This window comes from Methylobacterium sp. WCS2018Hpa-22, assembly GCF_031843785.1.
GTDB lineage: Bacteria > Pseudomonadota > Alphaproteobacteria > Rhizobiales > Beijerinckiaceae > Methylobacterium.
Genome location: NZ_JAVTJA010000001.1, coordinates 158,787 through 177,840, shown reverse-complemented (window position 1 = coordinate 177,840; position 19,054 = coordinate 158,787). Strand labels below are relative to the sequence as shown.

Sequence of the window (19,054 nt, the reverse complement as noted above, 5' to 3'; positions counted from 1 at the left end):
CGTTCGACGGGCGTGACAGCGGGAAGACCGGCCGATCAGGTCCAGTAGAGGACCCGCGCGAAGGGCAGTTCGCGCGCGACGGCGGCGGTGATCGTCTCCCGCATGGTCCGCATCAGATCGCGGGGATAGACGTATTTCACCGAGCCGAACTTGGTGAGCTTGCGACTGCGCTCGTCCTCCCGCATCGGCAGGTCGGAGCCGGGATACCAGCCCTGGAGCACGTCCTTCGACCCCGGCGTGAACCGGTGCGTGATGAGCTCCACGGTGAGGTCGGGGTTGGACACACCGGACAGCGCCTCCGCCACCTCCCGCAGGAGTCCCTCATAGGCGTCCGGCCAATCGCGAACGGCGATGATCGGCGCGATGGTGAGACCTACCGGGTAGCCGGCGCGGGCCATGGCCCCGAGCGCCAGCAGGCGGGCGTCGAGACTGGCGGTGCCGCCCTCGTAGCGCGCGGCGGGACGCGCGTTGAGGGAGAACCGCACGCGGGTCCGGCCGCGATGGGGCAGGGCCAGAAGCGGCTCGACGGCGGCGAATTTCGTCGTAAAGCGCAATTGCACCGCCGCGTCCCAGGCGCCGAAATGCGTGATCGCCGCCGAGAGCGAGCCGGTCAGGTGCTCGATGCCGAGGGGGTCGGTGTAGCAGGAGGCCTCGAAGGTTGTGCCCTCTTCGACCCGGCCGGCCTGGGCCGAGGTGACGCTGCCCTCACCGAGATAGGCCGGCAGATTCCCGAGGATGGCGTCGAGATTGGCATAGGCCCGCGTCACCGGAGGGCCGGACAGGGAGCCGGCAAGGTAGCAATACTGGCAATGGGCCGGGCAGCCCTCCGCGAGATCGAAGCGCCAGTCGGCACTGGGCGGAATCGGCTGCAGCCTCAGCTTGGTCGGTGGCGCCACCACGATGGCGAGGGTCGCCTTCGCCTCGCGATAGGCCCGGCGCGGATCCTCGTCGCGCAGGCCGGTGAGACGGTTGCTTTTCAGGCGCTCCACCGGGAGACCGAGCGCCTCGGCCCGCGCGAGCATCGCACGGCCATGGGCATGGTCCAGGGCCGCCGGCGTCACCAGGACACGGCGCGGCCTCCACAGGCGCGCGTCACGCAGCCCCTCTACCGGCCCGGCCTTCGCCGGTTCGGCCGTGACGGGATCGCGTGTGGCGTCATCGAGGACCATGGCGGAGCAACGCGGCGGCGATGCCCCGGGGTTCCCGGCGCGCGCCGGGGTCGCAGGGTCGACGCGTCAGGCCTGGAAGCGCGCGAAGGCCAGGACGGTGTCTCCGTAGACCCGTCGTTCGAGCTCGGTGAAGCCCGGCGGCAGCGCGACGTTGGCGCCGGCGGCCTCCTCCACCACCACGAGGGCGCCGGGGGCGAGCCACCCGCCATGGGACGCGCTGGCGAGAGCGGCCGGCGCGAGGTCCCTGTTGTAGGGGGGATCGCAGAAGACGAGGGTGAAGGTCCCGCTGGTGCCGGCCGGGCCGAGCTTGGTCGCATCGCGGCGGAACAGCCGCGTCTTGCCGGCACAGCCCAACGCATCGATGTTCTCGCGGATCAGACCGCGCGCTTCCGCCCCCTCGTCCACCAGGAGCGCGTAGCTCGCCTCGCGGGACAGGGCCTCGAAGCTCAGCGCCCCGGTTCCGGCGAAGAGATCGAGAACCCGCGCGCCCGCCACCGCGTCGTCATAGGCATGGGCGAGAACGTTGAAGAGCGCCTCGCGCAGGCGATCCGAGGTTGGCCGGATCGCGTCCGATTTCGGGGTGGCGAGGCGGCGTCCACGCAGGTCGCCGCCGACGATCCTCACCGCGAGCCGCCACGGGGCGGACGTCCGCCCCCGCCACCGGGCTTACCGCCCGCGCCGCCGCCGCGATTGCCGAAACCGCCGGGCTTGGCCGAACCGCCGGGACGGGACGAGCCGCCCGCCTTGAACCCGCCCGGCCTTCCGGCCACGGCGGGTTTGCCCGATCCGCCGGGCTTGCCGAACCCACCGGGCTTTCCGCCCGGGCGGAAGCCGCCACGATCGGCGCCGGAGCGTTCGGCGCCGATGTCACGGTCGCCGCCCTGGCGGTCGTCGGAGCGGCCCTTGAAGCCCGCTCCCTTGAAGCCGCCCGGCTTGAACCCACCCGGCCGGCCGCCACCGGGACGATCGTCCCCGCCACGATTGAAGGCCGGCTTCTCGCTGCGGAATCCCGCCGGCCTGTCCCCGCGCGGCTCGCCGCGATTGAAGGCCGGACGTTCCGCGCGGTCGTTGAAGCCGCCGCCATCGCGAGGCTTGAAGCTGCGGGGGCGCTCGTCGCCGCCACGAGGCGGACCGCGCCGCTCGGCGCCATCGGGCCGTCCGAACCCGCCGCTGCGCGGAGCATCGTCCCGGCGCGGGGGTCTGGAATCGCTGCGCGGAGGCCTTGCATCGCTGCGCGGAGGTCTTGCATCGCCGTCGAACCGGCGCTGCGGCGGCCGCGCATCGGCCTCCTCGCGGCGGGCCGCCTTGGCATCGGATTGGCGCAGCGTCCGGACCGGACGCTCGGCGGCGCCCGTCTCGTCACGCCGTGCACCGCGATCACGGCGATGCGGCTCGGGAGCCGGCTCCTGCGGGCTCGCCTTCAGTCGCTCCACCAGGACACGGCGCTCGCCGGTGTTGATCGCGCCCACGCGCTCCCGGCCGCGAGCGGCGGATGCCTCACGCTCCGCCTTGGGATCGGCGCCACGGCGGGGGATCTTGACCCGGCGCGGGCCGTCCTCCTGTGGTGCGGCCTCGTCCGCGCGCCAGACCGAGCGCCGGGGGCCGGCACTGTTGCCGCCGGTGGGGACCCGTGCGGGTTCGGCGGGCTTGCGCAGGGGGCGGTCGCCGCCGCGATCACGGTCACCGCCGCGCTCATAACCGCGCGGGGCGTCGTCATAGCTGCGCCCGGCGCTTCGCGCCGCGGCCGCCGAGGCGCTGCGGGCGGGCTGTTTCGCCTGCTGCTGCGCGGGTTTCGGCGAGCCGAACGGGGCGATGGGCTCACGGTTGGGGCTGGTGAAATCGACGCCGGCCTGATCGGCGAGGGTCGGGCCCAGCTGCTCCTTGAGCACCTTGGTGCGAATCTCTTCCACCAGTCCGACTTCGAGGTCGCCGAGCTGGAACGGGCCGAAGGACAGGCGGATCAGCCGGTTCACGGCCAGACCCAGATGTTCGAGGATGCGCTTGACCTCGCGGTTCTTGCCCTCGCGCAGGCCCAGCGTCAGCCAGAGGTTGTCGCCCGAGGACCGGTCGAGGACCGCGTCCACCGGGCCGTAATCCATGCCGTCGATGGTGACGCCCTTGCGCAGCTTGTCGAGCTCGGCCTGATTCGTGTCGCCATGCGCGCGGACGCGGTAGCGCCGCAGCCATCCGGTATCGGGATGGGCGATCACCTTGGCGAGGCCGCCGTCGTTGGTGAGAAGCAGCAGGCCTTCGGTGTTGATGTCGAGGCGGCCGATGGCGACGACGCGCGGCAGGTCCTCGGGCAGGGCCTCGAAGACGGTCTGGCGCCCTTCCGGATCGCGCGCCGTGGTCACGAGGCCCCGCGGCTTGTGATAGATCCACAACCGGGTCCGTTCGCGGGCGGGCAAGGGCTCACCGTCGACGGTGATCTCGTCGGCATCCGTCACGTTGATCGCCGGCGAGGTCAGCACCTTGCCGTTGAGGGTGACGCGGCCTTCGGCGATCATCGCCTCGACGTCGCGGCGGGAGGCGATGCCGGCACGCGCGATCGCCTTGGCGATACGGTCGCCCTCGGGCGTCGCCGAATCGGAATCACCGGCGGCGGCATCGTCCCCGGCCTTGGCCGCAGGCCTCGGCAGGGCGGCCTTGCGGCGCAGGGGGGCGTCTCCTCCCCTGGCGGGCGCGGCGGCCCGGCGGGGCTTCGGCTGCTCCTCGGCCGAGGGGCCGGGCACGCCCGCATCGGTCGCCGGGGTCCAGGCTTCGCCGGAAACGCTGTTGGTCTCGGGCGCGTCCTCGGACCCGCCCGTCTGTTCGTCTGTCTTGTCGCTCATCCGAGCCCCATAACAGAGCGGAGGCAAGGTTGCGAGCGATTGCGCGTGGGGCGGCCTGCCCGTCGCGCAAGGGGGCATTGCGGCCGTTCATGAAAAAGGCAGCCTTTCGGCTGCCTTTTTCATGATCCAGTCGGGCTGGAAGCCGAGGTTCAGAGCTTGCTCTTCACCGTGTCGGCAGCGTTCTTGACGCCGTCCTTGGCGTCGCCGACGGTCTTCTGGGCATCGCCTTTCAATTCCTGGGCCTTGCCTTCGGCCTTGAGCTTGTCGTTATCCGTGGCATTGCCGATGCCCTGCTTCACGTTACCGACCGCCTCGTTGGCGAGCCCCTTGATCTTGTCAGTGGTGCTGCTCATCGTCTGCTCCTGATAAGATCCTGCGGCCTTGGCCGCGTTGGAGATGAAACGGCTCAGCCTCAGCGATGTTCCTGCCGGGCCGGATCACGGGATCTCGACCGTTTCCTTCGTTCAACGAATACAAAGGCTTGGGCTCGACGATCGTGACTGCGCCCATTTCCTCGAAGGCCGCGACCGACCCGTTGAGCCTCGCTTTCGACGCCGCCCGCCGCGCGGCCGGGGAGGGCGAAGTACCGGTCGGCGCCGTGATCGTACGGAACGGCCTCGTCCTCAGCGTTGCCCACAATCGCCCACGGGCGCTTCGCGATCCCACCGCCCATGCGGAAATCCTGGCGATCCGCGCCGCCTGCGCCGCCATCGACGACGAGCGCCTCATCGGCTGCGACCTCTACGTCACCCTGGAGCCCTGCCCGATGTGTGCGGGCGCCATCTCGTTCGCGCGCATCCGACGGGTCTATTTCGCAGCCCTCGACCCGAAGGGCGGCGGGGTCGAGCACGGGCCACGGGTCTTCAACCAGCCCACCTGCCACCACGCGCCGGACGTCTATGGCGGCTTGCGCGAGGCGGAGGCGGCCAAGCTCCTGCGCGACTTCTTTCGCGACAGGCGGGAGGGCTGACGCGAGACGCCTTACCCATCGTACAAACGGCGAGCATCCGAATCCTGCGTCCCGGAGAGACCCCATGATCGCGACCTATCTGCGTGCCCTCATCGTCGGTGCCGGAGAGGGCCTGAGCGCCTCGCTGGCCCGGCGTTTCACCCGTGAAGGCCTGCGGGTCGGCCTCGCCTCGCGCAACGTCGGGAAACTCGAAGGGCTGGCGGCCGAGACGGGGGCAGCCATCCATGCCTGCGATGCCGCCGATCCGGCCGAGGTGGAGGCTCTGTTCGCCCGGATGGAGCCGGCGCTCGGGGGCCCGCCCGACGTGGTGGTCTACAATGCCAGCGGTCGCTTGCGCGGCCCCATCGTCGATCTCGACCCGGACGCGGTGCGTCAGTCGGTGATGGTCTCGGCCTTCGGCGGCTTCCTCGTCGCCCAGGCCGCCGCACGACGCATGCTGCCGGGGCGCCACGGCGCGATCCTGCTCACCGGAGCCTCGGCCAGCGTGAAGGGCCATGCCGAATCTGCCGCCTTCGCCATGGGCAAGTTCGGCTTGCGCGGCCTGTCGCAGAGCCTCGCGCGGGAACTCCAGCCGAAGGGCATCCATGTCGCCCATTTCGTCATCGACGGCGGGATCCGCAGCGCTAAGCGCCCGGAGCCGGCGGATGCGCCCGACAGCCTGCTCGATCCCGATGCCATCGCCTCGGCCTATTGGGACGTCCTGCGCCAGGACCGCAGCGCCTGGACCTCCGAGATCGCGCTGCGTCCCTGGGTCGAGCGGTTCTGAGGCACTTGGGAGCGCCCCGGAACCGGCCGGCGATCAGGCCGCCGCCAGCGGCTTCGAGACATCCTCCAGGGACTTGCCCTCTGCGGCCGTGCCCCAGACCCCGCCGACGATGGCGGCGATCAGCATGAGAGCGGCACCGATGCCGTAGCCGATCAGCACGTTGTCGCGGGACCCCGTCTCGACCAGGGCGCCGAACAGGAGCGGGCCGGAGACGCCGCCGATGCCGGTGCCGAGCGCGTAGAACACCGCGATGGCGAGCGCCCTGATCTCCAGGGGGAAGGTCTCGGCGACGGTGAGATAGGCGGCGCTCGCGGCGGCGGAGGCGAAGAAGAACACCACCATCCAGGCCGCCGTCTGGCCGACGGGGCCGAACACCTCGATCTTGAACAGGTAGCCGGTGATGGCGAGTAGCACCGCCGAGATGCCGTAGGTGAAGGCGATCATCTGGCGGCGGCCAATCGTGTCGAACAGCCGACCGAGGAGCAGCGGCCCAAGGAACGATCCGAGCGCGAAGGGCAGCAGGTACCAGCCGACATGGTCCCCCGGCACCCCGTAGAAGCGCTGGAGCACGAGGGCGTAGGTGAAGAACAGCGCGTTGTAGAAGAAGGCCTGCGCGATCATCAGGGCGAGGCCCACCAGGGTCTGCTTTCGATAGCCGACCAGCATGGTGCCGAAGACTTCCTTGAGCGGCGTGTGGCTGCGCGTCCTCAGCTTCATCCGCTTCGATTCGTCCACCGGCGGCAGGGTGATGCCCTCGTCGATGAAGCGTTTCTCGATGCTGGTGACGACCCGGTCCGCCTCGGCGACGTAGCCGTGGGTGGCGAGCCAGCGCGGGCTCTCGGGGATCCATGTCCGCAGCAGCAGGATCACGAGGCCGATACCGCCGCCGACGAAGAAGGCGATGCGCCAGCCCCAGGCCGGGTCGATCATGCCGGGGCGCAAAACCGCGATGGAGAGGAAGGAGCCCAAGGCCGCCCCGATCCAGAACGAACCGTTGATGACGAGGTCGGTCCAGCCGCGCACGCGGGCCGGGACGAGTTCCTGGATGGTGGAGTTGATGGCGGTGTATTCGCCGCCGATGCCCGCGCCGGTGAGGAACCGGAAGATACAGAAGCTGTAGATGTCCCAGGACAGGCCGGTGGCCGCGGTAGCGGCGAGGTACAGAGCCAGCGTGATGAAGAACAGCTTCTTGCGGCCGATCCGGTCGGTGAGCCAGCCGAAGCCCAGGGCCCCGACGACGGCACCGACGAGATAGGAACTCGCCGCCAGACCGATATCGAACTCGGTGAAGCTCATGGGCTCGGCCCGCAGGGCGCCCACGAGCGAGCCCGCCAGGGTGACTTCGAGGCCGTCGAGCACCCAGGTGATGCCGAGCGCCACGATGACGAGAACGTGGAAGCGTCCCCAGGGCAAACGGTCGAGACGAGCGGAAATATCGGTATCGATCACCGTGCCCATCGGAACCCGCTCGGGCGCGGGAGAGCCCGACTTTGCTTCGACCATACTCGTCATCGACGCCTCGTTAACCACCGGATACGATTGCTGTTGGCAATGAACGGCCAAGCGTCGCGGTTCCGTCGGCGTCTTTACCTGTTCACGCTTCACTCACGGTACTCGTCTCCGGGTGCCGCCTCCGATGTATTCCCGCCTCCTCTCCGTCATTCTCGCCACCACGGCCCTTACGGCCGTCGCGATCGTGCCGACGTCCCTACGCGCCACGGAGATCTCGCGCAGCCAACCGAGCGGCGCCGAGCGCTGGCGCCTTCGCCCCGCCGACGTGACGATGACGGGAAGCACCGGCACGGTGGCGAAGGATCGCCCGGCGGCCGACATCCCGGCGGAACGGCGTGCCGTGCGGGTGGTCTATCCCGGGCTCCTGCCTGCCCAATGACGACCCGGCCGGCAGCCCATCGTGACAAGACCGATCATGGTTGTCGCGATGATTCACACAACAAGAATCATCGTTGTCATTTGCCGATCGGCACTATCGGCTCCCGACCGCAAAGATATCATTCAAAGACCTCGCTCCGTCATCTCGCTTAAGATCTCGACACCCACGAACGGGTTGAGGACCGATACGAGGGGCGAGCGCGGATTGTCGTTCGACCACGCGACGCCGCACTGTCCGGTCACTGACGGAAGTTGCATGTTATAGGAAAAATTGACTCTACCGGTTGACGGTCTCGCAAGCCCGTGGGCTGCAAGGTCCGGTCTGATTAAAGGATCGGTAACGATGCTGGAACGGCTCGCCAACAAGATCTCGCTGCGGCATCAGATCAGCCTCGTCACTGGGGCGGTCGGCCTCACGATCGTGGCCGCGGTCACGCTGGGATCCGCCTTGCTGGCGCGCGCGCAGGCCACCGACATGGCCGAGAACGCGCTATTGCAGGTCGCACGCTCCGTTGCCGATCGTCTGGACCAGGACATGGCGGAACGCCTGCGCGAGATCCGCAACGTGGCCGCGCTCGATCCGCTGCAGCCTCACTGGATGGAGAATACCGGGAGTCTCCGCAACGTCCTGCAATCGATGCAGAAGACCTTCCCGGATTATGCCTGGATCGGCTTTGCGGACGAGACCGGAAAGGTTCGGGCTGCGACCGGCGGTATCCTGGAAGGTGCGAATGTCGGCCAGCGTCCTTGGTTCATCGATGGAATCAAGGGCGCGGCGGCCGAGGACGTCCATCTCGCGGCCCTGCTGCAGACTCTGCTCAAACCCAATGCCGACGGAACGCCCTTCCGGTTCGTCGATCTCGCATCGCCCGTCATCGACGCGTCGGGCCGGACCATCGGCGTCCTGGGAAGCCATCTCAGCTGGAGCTGGGCCGACGGGGTGCGCCGGGAGGTCCTGTCCTCCCGCCGCCCCGAACTGAAGGAGGAGGTCGTCGTCCTCGACCGGACCGGCCGCGTCCTCATGGGACCGGCGCTCGGCACCCATCCGTATTCGCCCGCCGATCTCGCCGCCGGCCATTTCATCGCGCGCGGCCCCGGCGGAGACCAGTTCGCGGCCGTCTCGGCGACGAGGGGGCGGGGCGATTATGCTGGCCTCGGATGGATCGTCGTGGCCCTCCAGCCGGTGCAGACGGCCCTCGCGGGTGCCCACAGGCTAACCGTCCTCATCACCCTGGTCGGCCTCGGCGCGGGCGCGCTCGGCACGCTCGGCATTTTCCTCGTGGTGACGCGCCTCAGCCGCCCGCTGGCGCGTCTCACGGATGCGGTCGACCGGATCGGCCGCGAGCGAAATGCGACGATGACGGAGCGCGTCCAGGGCTCCCCCGAAGTGTTGCGCCTGTCCGCCGCGGTCAGGTCCCTGTTGCGACGGATCGGCACCGCCGAAGCCGATGCACGCGACGTGGAACTCGAAGCGTCGCGGGCCGTCCGAGCCGCCCAGGACAGGATCGAGCGCATCGGCGCCGATCTTCAGGCCATGAAGCTGATCGCGAACAGGGACGCCCTCACGGGCCTGCTGAACCGGCGTGCGTTCCTGCCCCTCGCGAAGGACGCCCTCGGCGATTTCAGACGCTATCAGCGCCCCCTCTCGGTGCTGATGATCGACATCGATCATTTCAAGCGGGTGAACGACCGTTACGGCCACCCGGCGGGGGATGTGGTGATCCGGAAGGTCGGCACCATCATCAACGATACGATCAGGACCACGGACAAGGTGGCGCGGTTCGGGGGCGAGGAGTTCGTGGTTCTCCTCAACGACAACAATGCCGCCGGTGCCGCGATCATCGCGGAGCGTATCCGACAGACCGTGGCCAGCACGGTGTTCGAGGCCGACAACGATCGCCTCCTGGCGACGATCAGCATCGGCATCGCCGAGGCGGAGAAATTCGACACGGACATCGACCGCATCATCGAGCGCGCGGACCGCGCCCTCTACGAGGCGAAATCCCGCGGCCGCAACTGCGTGCATACGTTCGAGATCGACATCGACGATCTGCGTTCGGTCGCGTAGCCCCGTTCGTCGACGGGTCGGCCGCCCGCCTCCTGCCGGCGCGCGTCGCAGGGCTACCGCCTGCGGCAGACGAGGGGCGCTCGCGCGTTCTCGGCCAGGCCATCAAGTCTCGGAGAGACGCGGGTCGAGGGCATCCGCGAGACCGTCGCCGATCGTGTTGAGGGCGATGAGGGTCAGGACGAGGAAGGCGGCGGGGCCGGCGAGCATCCACGGGGCGGATTCGAGGGTGCGTGCGCCGTCCGCGATCAGCGCCCCCCAACTGGTGGCCGGCTCCTGCACCCCGAGGCCGAGGAACGACAGGAAGCTCTCCAGCAGGATCACCTTGGGCACGAGCAGGGTCACCGCCACCGTGACGGGACCGAGGGTGTTCGGGACGATATGGCGCCAGAGGATGGCCGGTGTCGAAAGCCCGAGCGCCTCGGCCGCACGCACGAAGTCGCGGGCGCGTAGCGACAGGGTCTGGGCGCGCACGAGGCGGGCCATGTCGAGCCATTCCACCGCGCCGATCGCCACCAGGATCAGCCCCAATCCGGAGCGGAAGAACACCAGCAGCATGATGACGAAGAACACGAAGGGCAGGGCGTAGAGGATGTCGACGATGCGCATCATCACCGCATCGGCCACGCCGCCGAGGTAGCCGGCCGCCGCGCCGTAGGCGATCCCGATCAGCAGCGCCACGGCGGTGGCGACGCCACCGATGAGGAGTGAGACCCGCCCCGCGACGAGGCTGCGGGTGAGGAGGTCCCGCCCCAGCATGTCGGTTCCCATGAGGAAGCGCAGGCGGCCGAGCGGCGCCTCGACGACGAGGCGGCGACCCTCGTCGAGACGCTCGACGATGCGGGGGTGGCCGAACAGGTCGGACCGGGGGAGATAGGCGAGGACGCGCTCGTCGACGGGCCTGGCCGGGTCAGACACCACCATGCGCACGCGGTCGCCCGAAACGGTGACGTCCGAGACCGAGACCCGCATGCGGAAGGCGAGGCGGGCCAGCGCCGGACCGACGTCTCCGGGTTCGGGATGAGCGGCGAGGCCGGGCGCGATGCGGACGAGATCGGGATAGATCCGCCCCGGTTCGTGGCCGGTGAGGAACGGTCCGACGAGGCATGCGAGCATCATCGAGACGAGGATCAAAGAGGCGGCGAGGGCACCGCGGTTGCGCGCGAACCGGGTCCAAACGCGGCTCATCGCCCGTGCCTCAGGCGCGGATCGAGGAGCGCACAGGCGATGTCGGCGACGATGTTGAGCAGGGTGACGAACAACCCCACGAGGATCACGGTGCCCATCACCAGGGTGTAGTCGCGGTTGAGCGCCCCATCGACGAAGGCCCGCCCGATCCCGGGCAAGCCGAAGATCGTCTCCACCACCACCGACCCCGTCAGCAGCCCGGCCGCCACGGGCCCGAGGATCGCGACCACGGGCAGCAGCGCTCCGCGCAGGGCATGGCGGGCGACGCGTCGGGGCGGCAGGCCCATGGCGCGCATGGTGCGGACCGGCTGGGCGTTCAGGGTCTCGTTGAGGGACGTCCGCGTCAGCCGGGCGATGGCGCCGATCTGCGGCAGCGCGAGGGTGAGCACGGGAAGCACCAGATGCGAGGGCGCTCCACCCTCCCAGCTTCCCACCGGCAACCAGCGCAGGCTCAGGCCGAACACGATCTGGAGCAGGGGCGCCACGACGAAAGTCGGGATCGCCAGGGTCAGCCCGGCGAGAAGGCCGATGGCCCGGTCGATCCCTCCGCCGCGCCGGAACGCCGCCCAGGCTCCGAGGCCGATTCCCACGCTCAGGGACAGAAGGAGGGCGAGGCCGCCGAGAGTCATGGAGACGGGCAGGCCACGCGCGAACAGGTCGGCCACGGTCAGGTCGCGGAACGAGAAGGAGGGGCCGAGATCGCCCTGGATCAGCGCGGCGAGGTAGCGGCCGTATTGGACGATGAGGGGCTGGTCGAGGCCGTAGACACGGGCGAGATTCTGCATCGCCGCCGGCGGCAGCGGACGCTCCAGGTCGAAGGGTCCACCGGGGGCGAGGCGGATCAGGAAGAAGCTGCCCGTCACGACGAGGAACAGGGTCGGGATCGCCTGAGCGAGGCGGCGCAGGACGAAGCCGATCATGCCGGGATCCCGCCCGTCACGCGTCGAGCTTCAGGAAACGCGTCGGCGACGCGTTGCGCGGGTTCGGGTGATAGCCGGTGAGACGGGCCGAGATCAGTGCCTTCGACCGGGTGTGAAGCACCGGGATCCACGGTAACTCGTGGAGGATGATCGCCTCGGCCCGGAACAGGAGGTCGGCCCGCCTGGCGAGATCCCGCTCGGCGGCCGCCTCGCGCATCAGCCCGTCATAGGCCGGATTGCTGTAACGGCCGGGGTTGAGCCCGTCATTGCCGGTCTCCAGCAGGAACAGGAAATTCTGCGGATCGGAGTAATCGGCGACCCAGGACATGCGGGCCACATCGAAATCACCGCCGTCGCGCAGGTGGGCGAAATGGGTTTTGGCATCGGTATAGACGAGGCGCGTCTCGACGCCGATGCCCCGCCACATGTCGGTGAGAGCGACCGCCGCGTTGCGGTTGTTGTCGGTGCTGTTGAAGCGATACTCGACCCGGAGGGGCTTGCCGCCGGGCCCGAAGCCGGCCGCGGCGAGGAGTGACCGCGCCTCCTCCTCACGGTCGATGGGCATCGCGTTCCGCCCGGCGAGTTCCGGCGACGTGCGGTAATTGTCGAGGCCCGGCGGGCAGAGGGAATAGGCCGGTGCCATGGTCTCGCCCCACAGCCTCTCGGCCAGGAATTCACGATCGATCACAAGGGACAAGGCCTGTCGCACCCGGACGTCGTCGAACGGGGGCTTCCGGATATTGACGGCCAGGGCATAGAGCCCGAGCGACGGACCGAGGACGACCTGACCGCCGAACCTCTCCTTCAGCGAGGCCATCTGGTCCCCCGGCAGGTCGGCGAGGGAATCGATCTCGCCGGCGGCGTAGCGGCGGACCGCGCTGGAGAGATCCGGTGTCGGCAGGAAGGCCACCGTCTCGATCGAGACGCCGGCCGCCGCATGGAAAAAACGGTTGCGTGTCAGTGTGATACGGTCGTTCGGCACCCAATCGACGAGGGCGTAGGCACCGTTGCTGACGAGGTTGCCCGGCCGGGTGAAGGCATCGCCGAAGCGCGAGACGGAAGGCGGATGCACCGGCAGCGAGGTCTGGTGAGTGAGGAGTTCGAGGAGGTAGGGCGTCGGCCGGTCGAGGGTGATGACGAGGGTCCGAGCATCCGGCGCCGTCACGCCGAGGCTCTCCGGCGCCGCCTCGCCCTGGTTCACGGCGCGGGCGTTCCTCAGCGGATACAGCACTTCGGCATATTTCGCCGCCGTCGCGGGGTGCAGGATCCGGCGCAGGCCGAAGACGAAATCCGCCGCCACGACCGGATCGCCGTTCGACCAGCGCCCGTCCTCGCGCAGATGAAACGTGTAGGTCAGGGCGTCGTCCGAGACGGTCCAATGCGTCGCCGCACCCGGGATGATGGCCCCGTGATTGTCGTAGGTCAGCAGCCCCTCGTAGAGGTCGCGCAGGATATGCGCCTCCGCCACGGTGGAGGATTTATGCGGATCGAGAGTTTCCGGATCGGCATCGTTACCGCGCCGGTAGACCGGCCCGCCGGTCGCGCGCGCCGAGCTTGTTCCAGCCACGAGCAGAGCACCGCCACCGAGGAGGCAGGCCCGGCGGTCGGGGCGCATGGCGGCGCTCAGGCGCCGGTCTGCGCGGTGAATCCAGCGGCTTCGATCCCGGCGAGCGCGCAGAGTTCGTCGTTGTCGGAGGTATCGCCCGAAATGCCCACGGCGCCGATGACCGCATCGCCATCGCGGATCAGGACACCGCCCGGCACCGGCACCAGCGCGGCCGGACCGACGAGATGGCTCACGGCCGCCACGAAATAGGCCTGCTCCTCTGCCCGTTTGTGGATCGCGCGTCCGCCGAGGCCGAGCGCCAGGCAGCCATTGGCCTTGCCCATGGCGACCTCCGCGCGGCGCAGCGACGTCCCGTCCTCGGCGCCCAGCGCCTTCAGGGCTCCACGCGCATCGTAGACCACCACCGCGAGGGGCTTCAGGCTGTGTGAGCGGGCCGTCTTAAGGGCGGTGGCGACGATGGTCTGGGCGGCGGCGAGGGTCAGGTCGGGCATCGGCTTACCGGGGCGATCTGTTACGGGTCGGTCCCGACGTAACCCGCCCCGCGGCGCCGGACCAGCCCCGGCCTCATGCGACGCGATCGGCCAGGAACGCATCGTAGCGTCGTGCCACCGCCGGCATATCCTCGAAATGCGGGAAGGCCCCGGTGGGGAGCACGTCGACGGTCCAGTTCGGGCGGCCGGCGACACGGTCGGCATGGCGGTAATCGACGAAATCCCCGCGCACCCCGTGGATCATCCAGACCGGGAGGGATAGCGCATCGTAGAGCCGGCCCGGCGGATCGGGAAACAAGGCCCCGGACAGGAACGAGAACGGCGCATGCCGGGCGCCAGGACGATGGGCGGAGGCGTAGTCGTAGGCGAGCAGACCCTCGTCGATGTCCTTCGAGCCCCAGGTCTTTTCCAGGAAGAAGCGCATGCTCGGCCGGCTCACCAGGAGATCGAACAGCGGCTCCCCCCAGAGCGGGGCGTTCAGCATGGTGCGGGCGACGGCCCCACCGTGCCGGGTCCGGTCGCGGTGCCTGCCGACGAAACGGGCATCGAAGCCGGTCGGACTGATCAGGCCGAGACTGCGATAGGCGCCCGGTTCCTCGATAGCGGCAGCGGCGAGATACTCGCAGGATAGGGACAGGGCGACGGCATCGATCTCCCCGCCACCATGCCGATGTCGGATCTCGGCGGTGACGGCCCGGATCGCATCGGACATCAGGCGTGGGGTGTAGACCCGGTCGCTGCGCTCGGAAAAACCGAACCCCGGCAGGTCGAGCGCGTAGACCGGGCGGCTCCCCGCGTAATGCCGGTAGAGCGGGCGAACCTCGTAGGCATTGGCCGCCGCGTTCACCGAGTGGATCAGCAGCAGCGGGACGCCGGGCGCGGACGCGCTCCCATATAGGCCGATCCCACCGGCCGGCGTCTCGAGGCATTCATGCCGGCCGGGCAGGGCCGGGTGGAGCGTCTGGTGGTGGTCGATCCCGAAACGGCTATAGGCGATCCACGCGCCGGCAGCACCGAGAGGTAGCAACGCGAGCTTGGCGGCGAGGGGCAGGGATCGATCGCGCCGGATCAGGTCGGGCATAGGGTCGTCCGCGTGATGGATCGGGTGCGGGAAACGCGAGGCGGCGCCGGTTGATCCCGGCCGCCGGACGCATCACGCCGTCGCGCCCTCGATCTCGCCGCTGAGCTCCAGCCATTCCTCCTCGGCCGCCTCCAGCGCGGCGGCGGCGTCGGAGCGCATCTTTGCGAGTTCTCCGGCCTTGGCGGCATTGGTCTGGAAGGCGGTGCCGTCGGCGAGCGCCGCGTCGATCTTGGTCATGGCGTCGGTGAGCTTCTTCATCCGCGCCTCGACGCCCTCCAGCTTCTTGCGCAGGGGGGCCAAAGCCACGCGGCGGTCGGCGTTGGAGCGGCGCTCCAGTGCCTTCACTCCGCCGGCGGCCTCGGACGCGCCCTTCTCCGCCTCGCGTTCGGGACCCGCGAGGACGAAGCGGCGGTAATCGTCCATGTCGCCGTCGAAGGCCTTCACGCTGCCGTTCGCCACGAGCCAGAGCCGGTCGGCGCAGGCCTCCACCAGGAAGCGGTCGTGGCTCACCAGGATGACCGCCCCCTCGTAATCGTTGATCGCTTCCACCAGGGCCTGCCGGCTCTCGATATCGAGGTGGTTGGTGGGCTCGTCGAGGATCAGGAGATGCGGCCCCTTGAAGGCCGCGAGGCCCATCAGCAGGCGCGCCTTCTCACCGCCCGAGAGCTGCGAGACCGGCGTCTCGGATTTCGTACCCGAGAAGCCGAGGCGGGCGGCGGCGGCGCGCGCCTTCGATTCCGGCACGTCCGGCATCAGGTCGCGGACATGGGCGTAGGCGCTCTCGGCGGGCCGCAATTCGTCGAGCTGGTGCTGGGCGAAATACGCCACCTCCATCTTGCCCGAGCGCCGCATCTCGCCGCTCAAGGGGGGCAAGCGCCCGCCGATGAGCTTGCAGAAGGTGGACTTGCCGTTGCCGTTGGCGCCCAGCAGCGCGACCCGGTCGTCGGGGGCGAGGCTGAGGTTGAGCCCCGAGAGCACGATCCGGTCCGGGTAGCCCGCCTGCACCCGCTCCATGGCGACGATGGGCGGCGAGAGCGGACGCTCCGGGCTCGGCAGGCGGAAGGCCGGCACGTCGTCCTCGATCACCGAGGCGATGATCTCCATCTTGGCGAGACGCTTGACGCGGGACTGGGCCTGGCGCGCCTTCGTGGCCTTCGCCTTGAACCGGTCGACGAAGCTCTGGAGATGCGCCCGCTCCGCATCCTGCTTGGCCTTCGCCTTCGACTGGAGCACGCGCTTCTCGGCGACCTGCCGGGCGAAGGAGGTGTAGCCGCCCCGGTAGATGCTGAGCTTGCCGCGGTCGAGATGCAGGATGTGATCGACGCATTCGTCGAGCAGGTCACGGTCGTGGGAGATGATGACGGCGGTGCGCGGATAACGCTCCAGGTAGTCGTAGAGCCAGATCGTCCCCTCGATATCGAGGTAGTTGGTGGGCTCGTCGAGGAGGAGCAGGTCGGGTTCGGAGAACAGCACGGCGGCCAGCGCCACGCGCATGCGCCATCCACCCGAGAAATCGGAACATGGCCGCCCCTGCGCCTCCGCGTCGAAGCCGAGGCCGTGCAGGATGGCGGCGGCGCGGGCGGGCGCCGAATGCGCCTCGATATCCACGAGCCGGGTCTCGATCTCGGCCCGGCGCAGGCCATCGGCGTGCTCAGCTTCGGCCATCAGGCGCGCCCGCTCGGTATCGGCAGCGAGCACGACGGAATGCAGCGTTTCAGGGCCGGCCGGAGCTTCCTGCGCCACGGCGCCGATGCGCATGCCCTTGGGCATCGAAACGGTGCCGCCCTCGGTGGGTAATTCACCGAGGATCGCCTTGAACAGCGTCGTCTTGCCCGCGCCGTTGCGGCCCACGAGCCCGACGCGGGCCCGGTCCGGAATGACGAAAGTGGCGCCGTCGAGGATCAGACGTTCGCCGATGCGGTAGGTGAGGTCGTTGACGCGGAGCATGGAAGGCTTCTGGCGGCGCAAGGCGAGGGTTGCAAGGGGAGCGTCGCCAAGGGACGGGCAGGGGGGTGCCGTATCCGGCGGAGGCAGAGCGTTGTAATCGGGCGGCCATGACGCTGACGCTTCTCGCTGCCCTCTTTCCGATTGCTCTCCTGATTGGGTTCGGCGCGGCCCTGCGCCGCCTCGGCTTCCTCGCCGAAAGCTTCTGGCCGCAGGCCGAACGCCTTGCCTATTACGTCCTGCTGCCGAGCCTTCTTCTGGACAGCCTCGCCACCGCGCAACTCGCCGATGTCCCCGTCGGTGCGCTCGCCCTGGTCCTGGTTCTCTCGACCCTGGCGGTGGCGGGTCTGACGCTGGCGGCCGGACCACGCCTCGGCTTCGGCGGACCGGCCTTCACCTCGGTGTTCCAGGGTGGGATCCGCTTCAACAACTACGTGGGAGTTTCGGCGGCGGCCGGTCTCTACGGCGCTCAGGGCATCGCACTGGCGGCGGTGGCGAACGCCGCGATCGTCCCGACGGTCAATGTCCTGTGCGTGCTGATCTTCGCCCGTTTCGGCACGGCAGGGAGGCCTTCGGCCCTCGGCCTCGCGCGGCAGATCGTCCTCAACCCTCTTGTCATCGGCAGCCTCGGCGGCATCGCACTCCAGGCCTCGGGGCTCGGCCTGCCACCGGGACTCGAGCCGATGCTGCGGGCCTTAGGCCAGGCCTCGCTGCCGCTGGGCCTGCTCTGCGTCGGAGCCGCCCTCGATTTCGGGTCGGCGCGCAGCTGGATCAGGCCGGTCGCGGTGGCGTCCCTGATCAAGTTCGGGCTGATGCCGGCCGCCACGATCCTCGCCTGCCTCGCCATGGGGCTCAAGGGTCCCGCCGCGGTGACGGCCCTGCTGTTCCAGACCCTGCCGACCGCGTCATCGTCCTACATCATGTCGCGCCAGCTCGGAGGAGACGCACCTTTGATGGCGGGGATCACGGCGACCCAGACCGTGATCGCCGGGGCGGCGCTCCCCCTCGTCCTGGCCCTCGTTCTGGCTTTGACCGGGATCGGCTGAGCCCCACCCGCGGGATTCGCGTCAGACCAGTTCCCAGGCGGCGGGATCCTTCATCAGGGCCGCGACCAGGGCGTGGTTCAGTTCATGCCCGGTATGCGCCGCCTCGATACGGCCGAGGATCGGCCGTCCCGCCAACGCGAGATCGCCGACGAGGTCGAGCATTCGGTGACGCACCGGTTCGTCGGGCACGGTCATCCCGCCGATGATCCGCCCGCCGACGATACAGGCAGTCGAGGAGAGGTTCGCCCCCCGCAGCAGCGGCTTGCGCAGGAGTGTGCCGTAGATCTTGGCCGGAATCGCCCATTTGGCCCGTCCGAAGCTGCGCGACGGGGCCAATTGCTGGGTAAACACCTCCGGCGTGATCGTGCCCGACCATTGCATGGCATCGAAATGGGAGAGTTCGAGACGGCCAGAGAGATGAAGCGCGTCGGCCGGCTCGATCCTCAACGTCCTGTGATCCTGGCGGACCTCGACGGGCCGCAGCACGCGGATGCTGCGCAAAGGCGTGTCGCTTTCGGTCCGACCGCTCGCACGCAACGCCTGGCACCAGGGCAGGGCGCCGCCGTCGAAGATCGGCAGTTCCTCCGCATCGAGGCAAACGAGTGCGTTGTCGATGCGATACGCGGCGAGCGCGGCCAGGAGATGCTCCACGGTGCGGACCAGCGGTCCTTCGGACGATCGCAAGGCGGTGCAGAGTGGCTGCGTCTCGCGAAAGGTCCATAAGGCTGGCACATCGACGGTGCGCGCTCGCCTGAAGCTTCGCCGGAAGACGATGCCGTGGTCGTCACGGGCGGGCGCGACGGTGACCGTGACGCGACGCCCGGTATGCAGGCCGTAACCTGTCAGAGAGAAGCTCGCGGACAGCGTCGCCTGCCGGGGGCGAGCGGACGGTAGCGCCACCTCGCGCACGGCCTGGATCGATGGGGCAGCGAACATCGCTATGGCGTCGTGCGGCGTCGCGGTGAATCCCGGCCCAATCCCGTATGGCCCCGGCAGATGGTTTGAATCTTCAACGTCCGTCGATGACGCAGAGCTCACCAGCATGTCTCGGGTCCCAGCGCGATCAACCGGGATTGTCATCAGACAGGCGGTTCATTCTGTGCGTGCGCTTAGCTTAACCCAGATC

At 69.2% G+C, this 19,054-nt stretch carries 17 protein-coding genes; 5 read left to right on the top strand and 12 right to left on the bottom strand.

Going from position 1 to position 19,054, the window contains the following annotated elements:
• Positions 1–35 precede the first annotated feature (35 nt).
• From RQI43_RS00775 to RQI43_RS00760, 4 genes are all read right to left on the bottom strand, one after another.
• The gene (locus RQI43_RS00775; protein ID WP_311273896.1) at positions 36–1,169 is read right to left on the bottom strand and encodes a spore photoproduct lyase family protein; all 1,134 of its coding nucleotides are present in this window, start codon (positions 1,167–1,169) and stop codon (positions 36–38) included.
• Positions 1,170–1,235: 66 nt separating this feature from the next.
• Positions 1,236–1,793 (bottom strand): 16S rRNA (guanine(966)-N(2))-methyltransferase RsmD, encoded by a 558-nt coding sequence (gene rsmD / locus RQI43_RS00770; RefSeq protein ID WP_311273895.1) that lies wholly within the window; start codon positions 1,791–1,793, stop codon positions 1,236–1,238.
• Complete coding sequence (locus tag RQI43_RS00765) at positions 1,790–4,000, bottom strand: pseudouridine synthase (RefSeq protein WP_311273894.1); 2,211 nt, start codon at positions 3,998–4,000, stop codon at positions 1,790–1,792. The genes rsmD and RQI43_RS00765 overlap by 4 nt, the downstream gene beginning before the upstream one ends.
• 149 nt (positions 4,001–4,149) lie before the next feature.
• Complete coding sequence (locus RQI43_RS00760) at positions 4,150–4,353, bottom strand: CsbD family protein (protein WP_056425115.1); 204 nt, start codon at positions 4,351–4,353, stop codon at positions 4,150–4,152.
• Between the two features lie 143 nt (positions 4,354–4,496).
• Between RQI43_RS00760 and RQI43_RS00755 the strand changes: the two genes are divergently transcribed.
• Together RQI43_RS00755 and RQI43_RS00750 are read left to right on the top strand one after the other, a co-directional pair.
• Positions 4,497–4,970 carry a nucleoside deaminase gene (locus RQI43_RS00755; protein ID WP_311273893.1) on the top strand — a complete coding sequence of 158 codons (474 nt, stop codon included), beginning with the start codon at positions 4,497–4,499 and terminating at the stop codon, positions 4,968–4,970.
• A gap of 64 nt (positions 4,971–5,034) precedes the next feature.
• The gene (locus RQI43_RS00750) at positions 5,035–5,736 is read left to right on the top strand and encodes an SDR family NAD(P)-dependent oxidoreductase (RefSeq protein ID WP_311273892.1); all 702 of its coding nucleotides are present in this window, start codon (positions 5,035–5,037) and stop codon (positions 5,734–5,736) included.
• Positions 5,737–5,769: 33 nt separating this feature from the next.
• On the opposite strand, the gene RQI43_RS00745 is transcribed toward RQI43_RS00750, so the two are convergent.
• Entirely contained in the window at positions 5,770–7,248 is a 1,479-nt protein-coding gene (locus tag RQI43_RS00745) for an MFS transporter (RefSeq protein WP_056425122.1), read from the bottom strand.
• A 124-nt stretch (positions 7,249–7,372) separates the two neighbouring features.
• Between RQI43_RS00745 and RQI43_RS00740 the strand changes: the two genes are divergently transcribed.
• Positions 7,373–7,627 (top strand): hypothetical protein, encoded by a 255-nt coding sequence (locus RQI43_RS00740; protein WP_056425126.1) that lies wholly within the window; start codon positions 7,373–7,375, stop codon positions 7,625–7,627.
• Positions 7,628–7,969: 342 nt separating this feature from the next.
• Positions 7,970–9,694, top strand: a complete 1,725-nt coding sequence (locus RQI43_RS00735) for a sensor domain-containing diguanylate cyclase (RefSeq protein ID WP_056453053.1) — start codon at positions 7,970–7,972, stop codon at positions 9,692–9,694.
• A gap of 102 nt (positions 9,695–9,796) precedes the next feature.
• Here the strand turns inward: RQI43_RS00735 and RQI43_RS00730 are convergent, their stop codons facing one another.
• The 6 genes from RQI43_RS00730 to RQI43_RS00705 form a co-directional block, all read right to left on the bottom strand.
• Complete coding sequence (locus RQI43_RS00730) at positions 9,797–10,879, bottom strand: ABC transporter permease subunit (protein ID WP_311273891.1); 1,083 nt, start codon at positions 10,877–10,879, stop codon at positions 9,797–9,799.
• A complete protein-coding gene (locus RQI43_RS00725) occupies positions 10,876–11,799 on the bottom strand; it encodes an ABC transporter permease subunit (RefSeq protein WP_311273890.1) in 924 nt (307 codons plus the stop codon). The genes RQI43_RS00730 and RQI43_RS00725 overlap by 4 nt, the downstream gene beginning before the upstream one ends.
• A gap of 16 nt (positions 11,800–11,815) precedes the next feature.
• Positions 11,816–13,414: a peptide ABC transporter substrate-binding protein gene (locus RQI43_RS00720; RefSeq protein ID WP_311273889.1), complete on the bottom strand. Its 1,599-nt coding sequence runs from the start codon at positions 13,412–13,414 to the stop codon at positions 11,816–11,818.
• Between the two features lie 8 nt (positions 13,415–13,422).
• Positions 13,423–13,857 (bottom strand): heme-binding protein, encoded by a 435-nt coding sequence (locus RQI43_RS00715; protein WP_056425465.1) that lies wholly within the window; start codon positions 13,855–13,857, stop codon positions 13,423–13,425.
• A gap of 73 nt (positions 13,858–13,930) precedes the next feature.
• Positions 13,931–14,938 (bottom strand): alpha/beta hydrolase, encoded by a 1,008-nt coding sequence (locus RQI43_RS00710; RefSeq protein ID WP_311273888.1) that lies wholly within the window; start codon positions 14,936–14,938, stop codon positions 13,931–13,933.
• Between the two features lie 72 nt (positions 14,939–15,010).
• Positions 15,011–16,885 carry an ABC-F family ATP-binding cassette domain-containing protein gene (locus RQI43_RS00705; protein ID WP_311273887.1) on the bottom strand — a complete coding sequence of 625 codons (1,875 nt, stop codon included), beginning with the start codon at positions 16,883–16,885 and terminating at the stop codon, positions 15,011–15,013.
• A 107-nt stretch (positions 16,886–16,992) separates the two neighbouring features.
• Here RQI43_RS00705 and RQI43_RS00700 point away from each other — a divergent pair, with 107 nt between their 5' ends.
• Positions 16,993–17,928 carry an AEC family transporter gene (locus RQI43_RS00700; RefSeq protein ID WP_311273886.1) on the top strand — a complete coding sequence of 312 codons (936 nt, stop codon included), beginning with the start codon at positions 16,993–16,995 and terminating at the stop codon, positions 17,926–17,928.
• Between the two features lie 21 nt (positions 17,929–17,949).
• Here the strand turns inward: RQI43_RS00700 and RQI43_RS00695 are convergent, their stop codons facing one another.
• Positions 17,950–18,864 (bottom strand): UDP-3-O-acyl-N-acetylglucosamine deacetylase, encoded by a 915-nt coding sequence (locus RQI43_RS00695; RefSeq protein ID WP_311273885.1) that lies wholly within the window; start codon positions 18,862–18,864, stop codon positions 17,950–17,952.
• Between the last annotated feature and the right edge of the window lie 190 nt (positions 18,865–19,054).

Bases quoted from the DNA above. Each gene is read 5' to 3' on its own strand.
- RQI43_RS00765 (WP_311273894.1), bottom strand. From the start codon at position 4,000: ATGAGCGACAAGACAGACGAACAGACGGGCGGGTCCGAGGACGCGCCC.
- RQI43_RS00705 (WP_311273887.1), bottom strand. From the start codon at position 16,885: ATGCTCCGCGTCAACGACCTCACCTACCGCATCGGCGAACGTCTGATC.
- RQI43_RS00710 (WP_311273888.1), bottom strand. From the start codon at position 14,938: ATGCCCGACCTGATCCGGCGCGATCGATCCCTGCCCCTCGCCGCCAAG.
- RQI43_RS00760 (WP_056425115.1), bottom strand. From the start codon at position 4,353: ATGAGCAGCACCACTGACAAGATCAAGGGGCTCGCCAACGAGGCGGTC.
- RQI43_RS00700 (WP_311273886.1), top strand. From the start codon at position 16,993: ATGACGCTGACGCTTCTCGCTGCCCTCTTTCCGATTGCTCTCCTGATT.
- RQI43_RS00695 (WP_311273885.1), bottom strand. From the start codon at position 18,864: ATGTTCGCTGCCCCATCGATCCAGGCCGTGCGCGAGGTGGCGCTACCG.
- RQI43_RS00725 (WP_311273890.1), bottom strand. From the start codon at position 11,799: ATGATCGGCTTCGTCCTGCGCCGCCTCGCTCAGGCGATCCCGACCCTG.
- RQI43_RS00715 (WP_056425465.1), bottom strand. From the start codon at position 13,857: ATGCCCGACCTGACCCTCGCCGCCGCCCAGACCATCGTCGCCACCGCC.
- RQI43_RS00720 (WP_311273889.1), bottom strand. From the start codon at position 13,414: ATGCGCCCCGACCGCCGGGCCTGCCTCCTCGGTGGCGGTGCTCTGCTC.
- RQI43_RS00775 (WP_311273896.1), bottom strand. From the start codon at position 1,169: ATGGTCCTCGATGACGCCACACGCGATCCCGTCACGGCCGAACCGGCG.
- RQI43_RS00730 (WP_311273891.1), bottom strand. From the start codon at position 10,879: ATGAGCCGCGTTTGGACCCGGTTCGCGCGCAACCGCGGTGCCCTCGCC.
- RQI43_RS00740 (WP_056425126.1), top strand. From the start codon at position 7,373: ATGTATTCCCGCCTCCTCTCCGTCATTCTCGCCACCACGGCCCTTACG.
- RQI43_RS00745 (WP_056425122.1), bottom strand. From the start codon at position 7,248: ATGACGAGTATGGTCGAAGCAAAGTCGGGCTCTCCCGCGCCCGAGCGG.
- RQI43_RS00735 (WP_056453053.1), top strand. From the start codon at position 7,970: ATGCTGGAACGGCTCGCCAACAAGATCTCGCTGCGGCATCAGATCAGC.
- RQI43_RS00750 (WP_311273892.1), top strand. From the start codon at position 5,035: ATGATCGCGACCTATCTGCGTGCCCTCATCGTCGGTGCCGGAGAGGGC.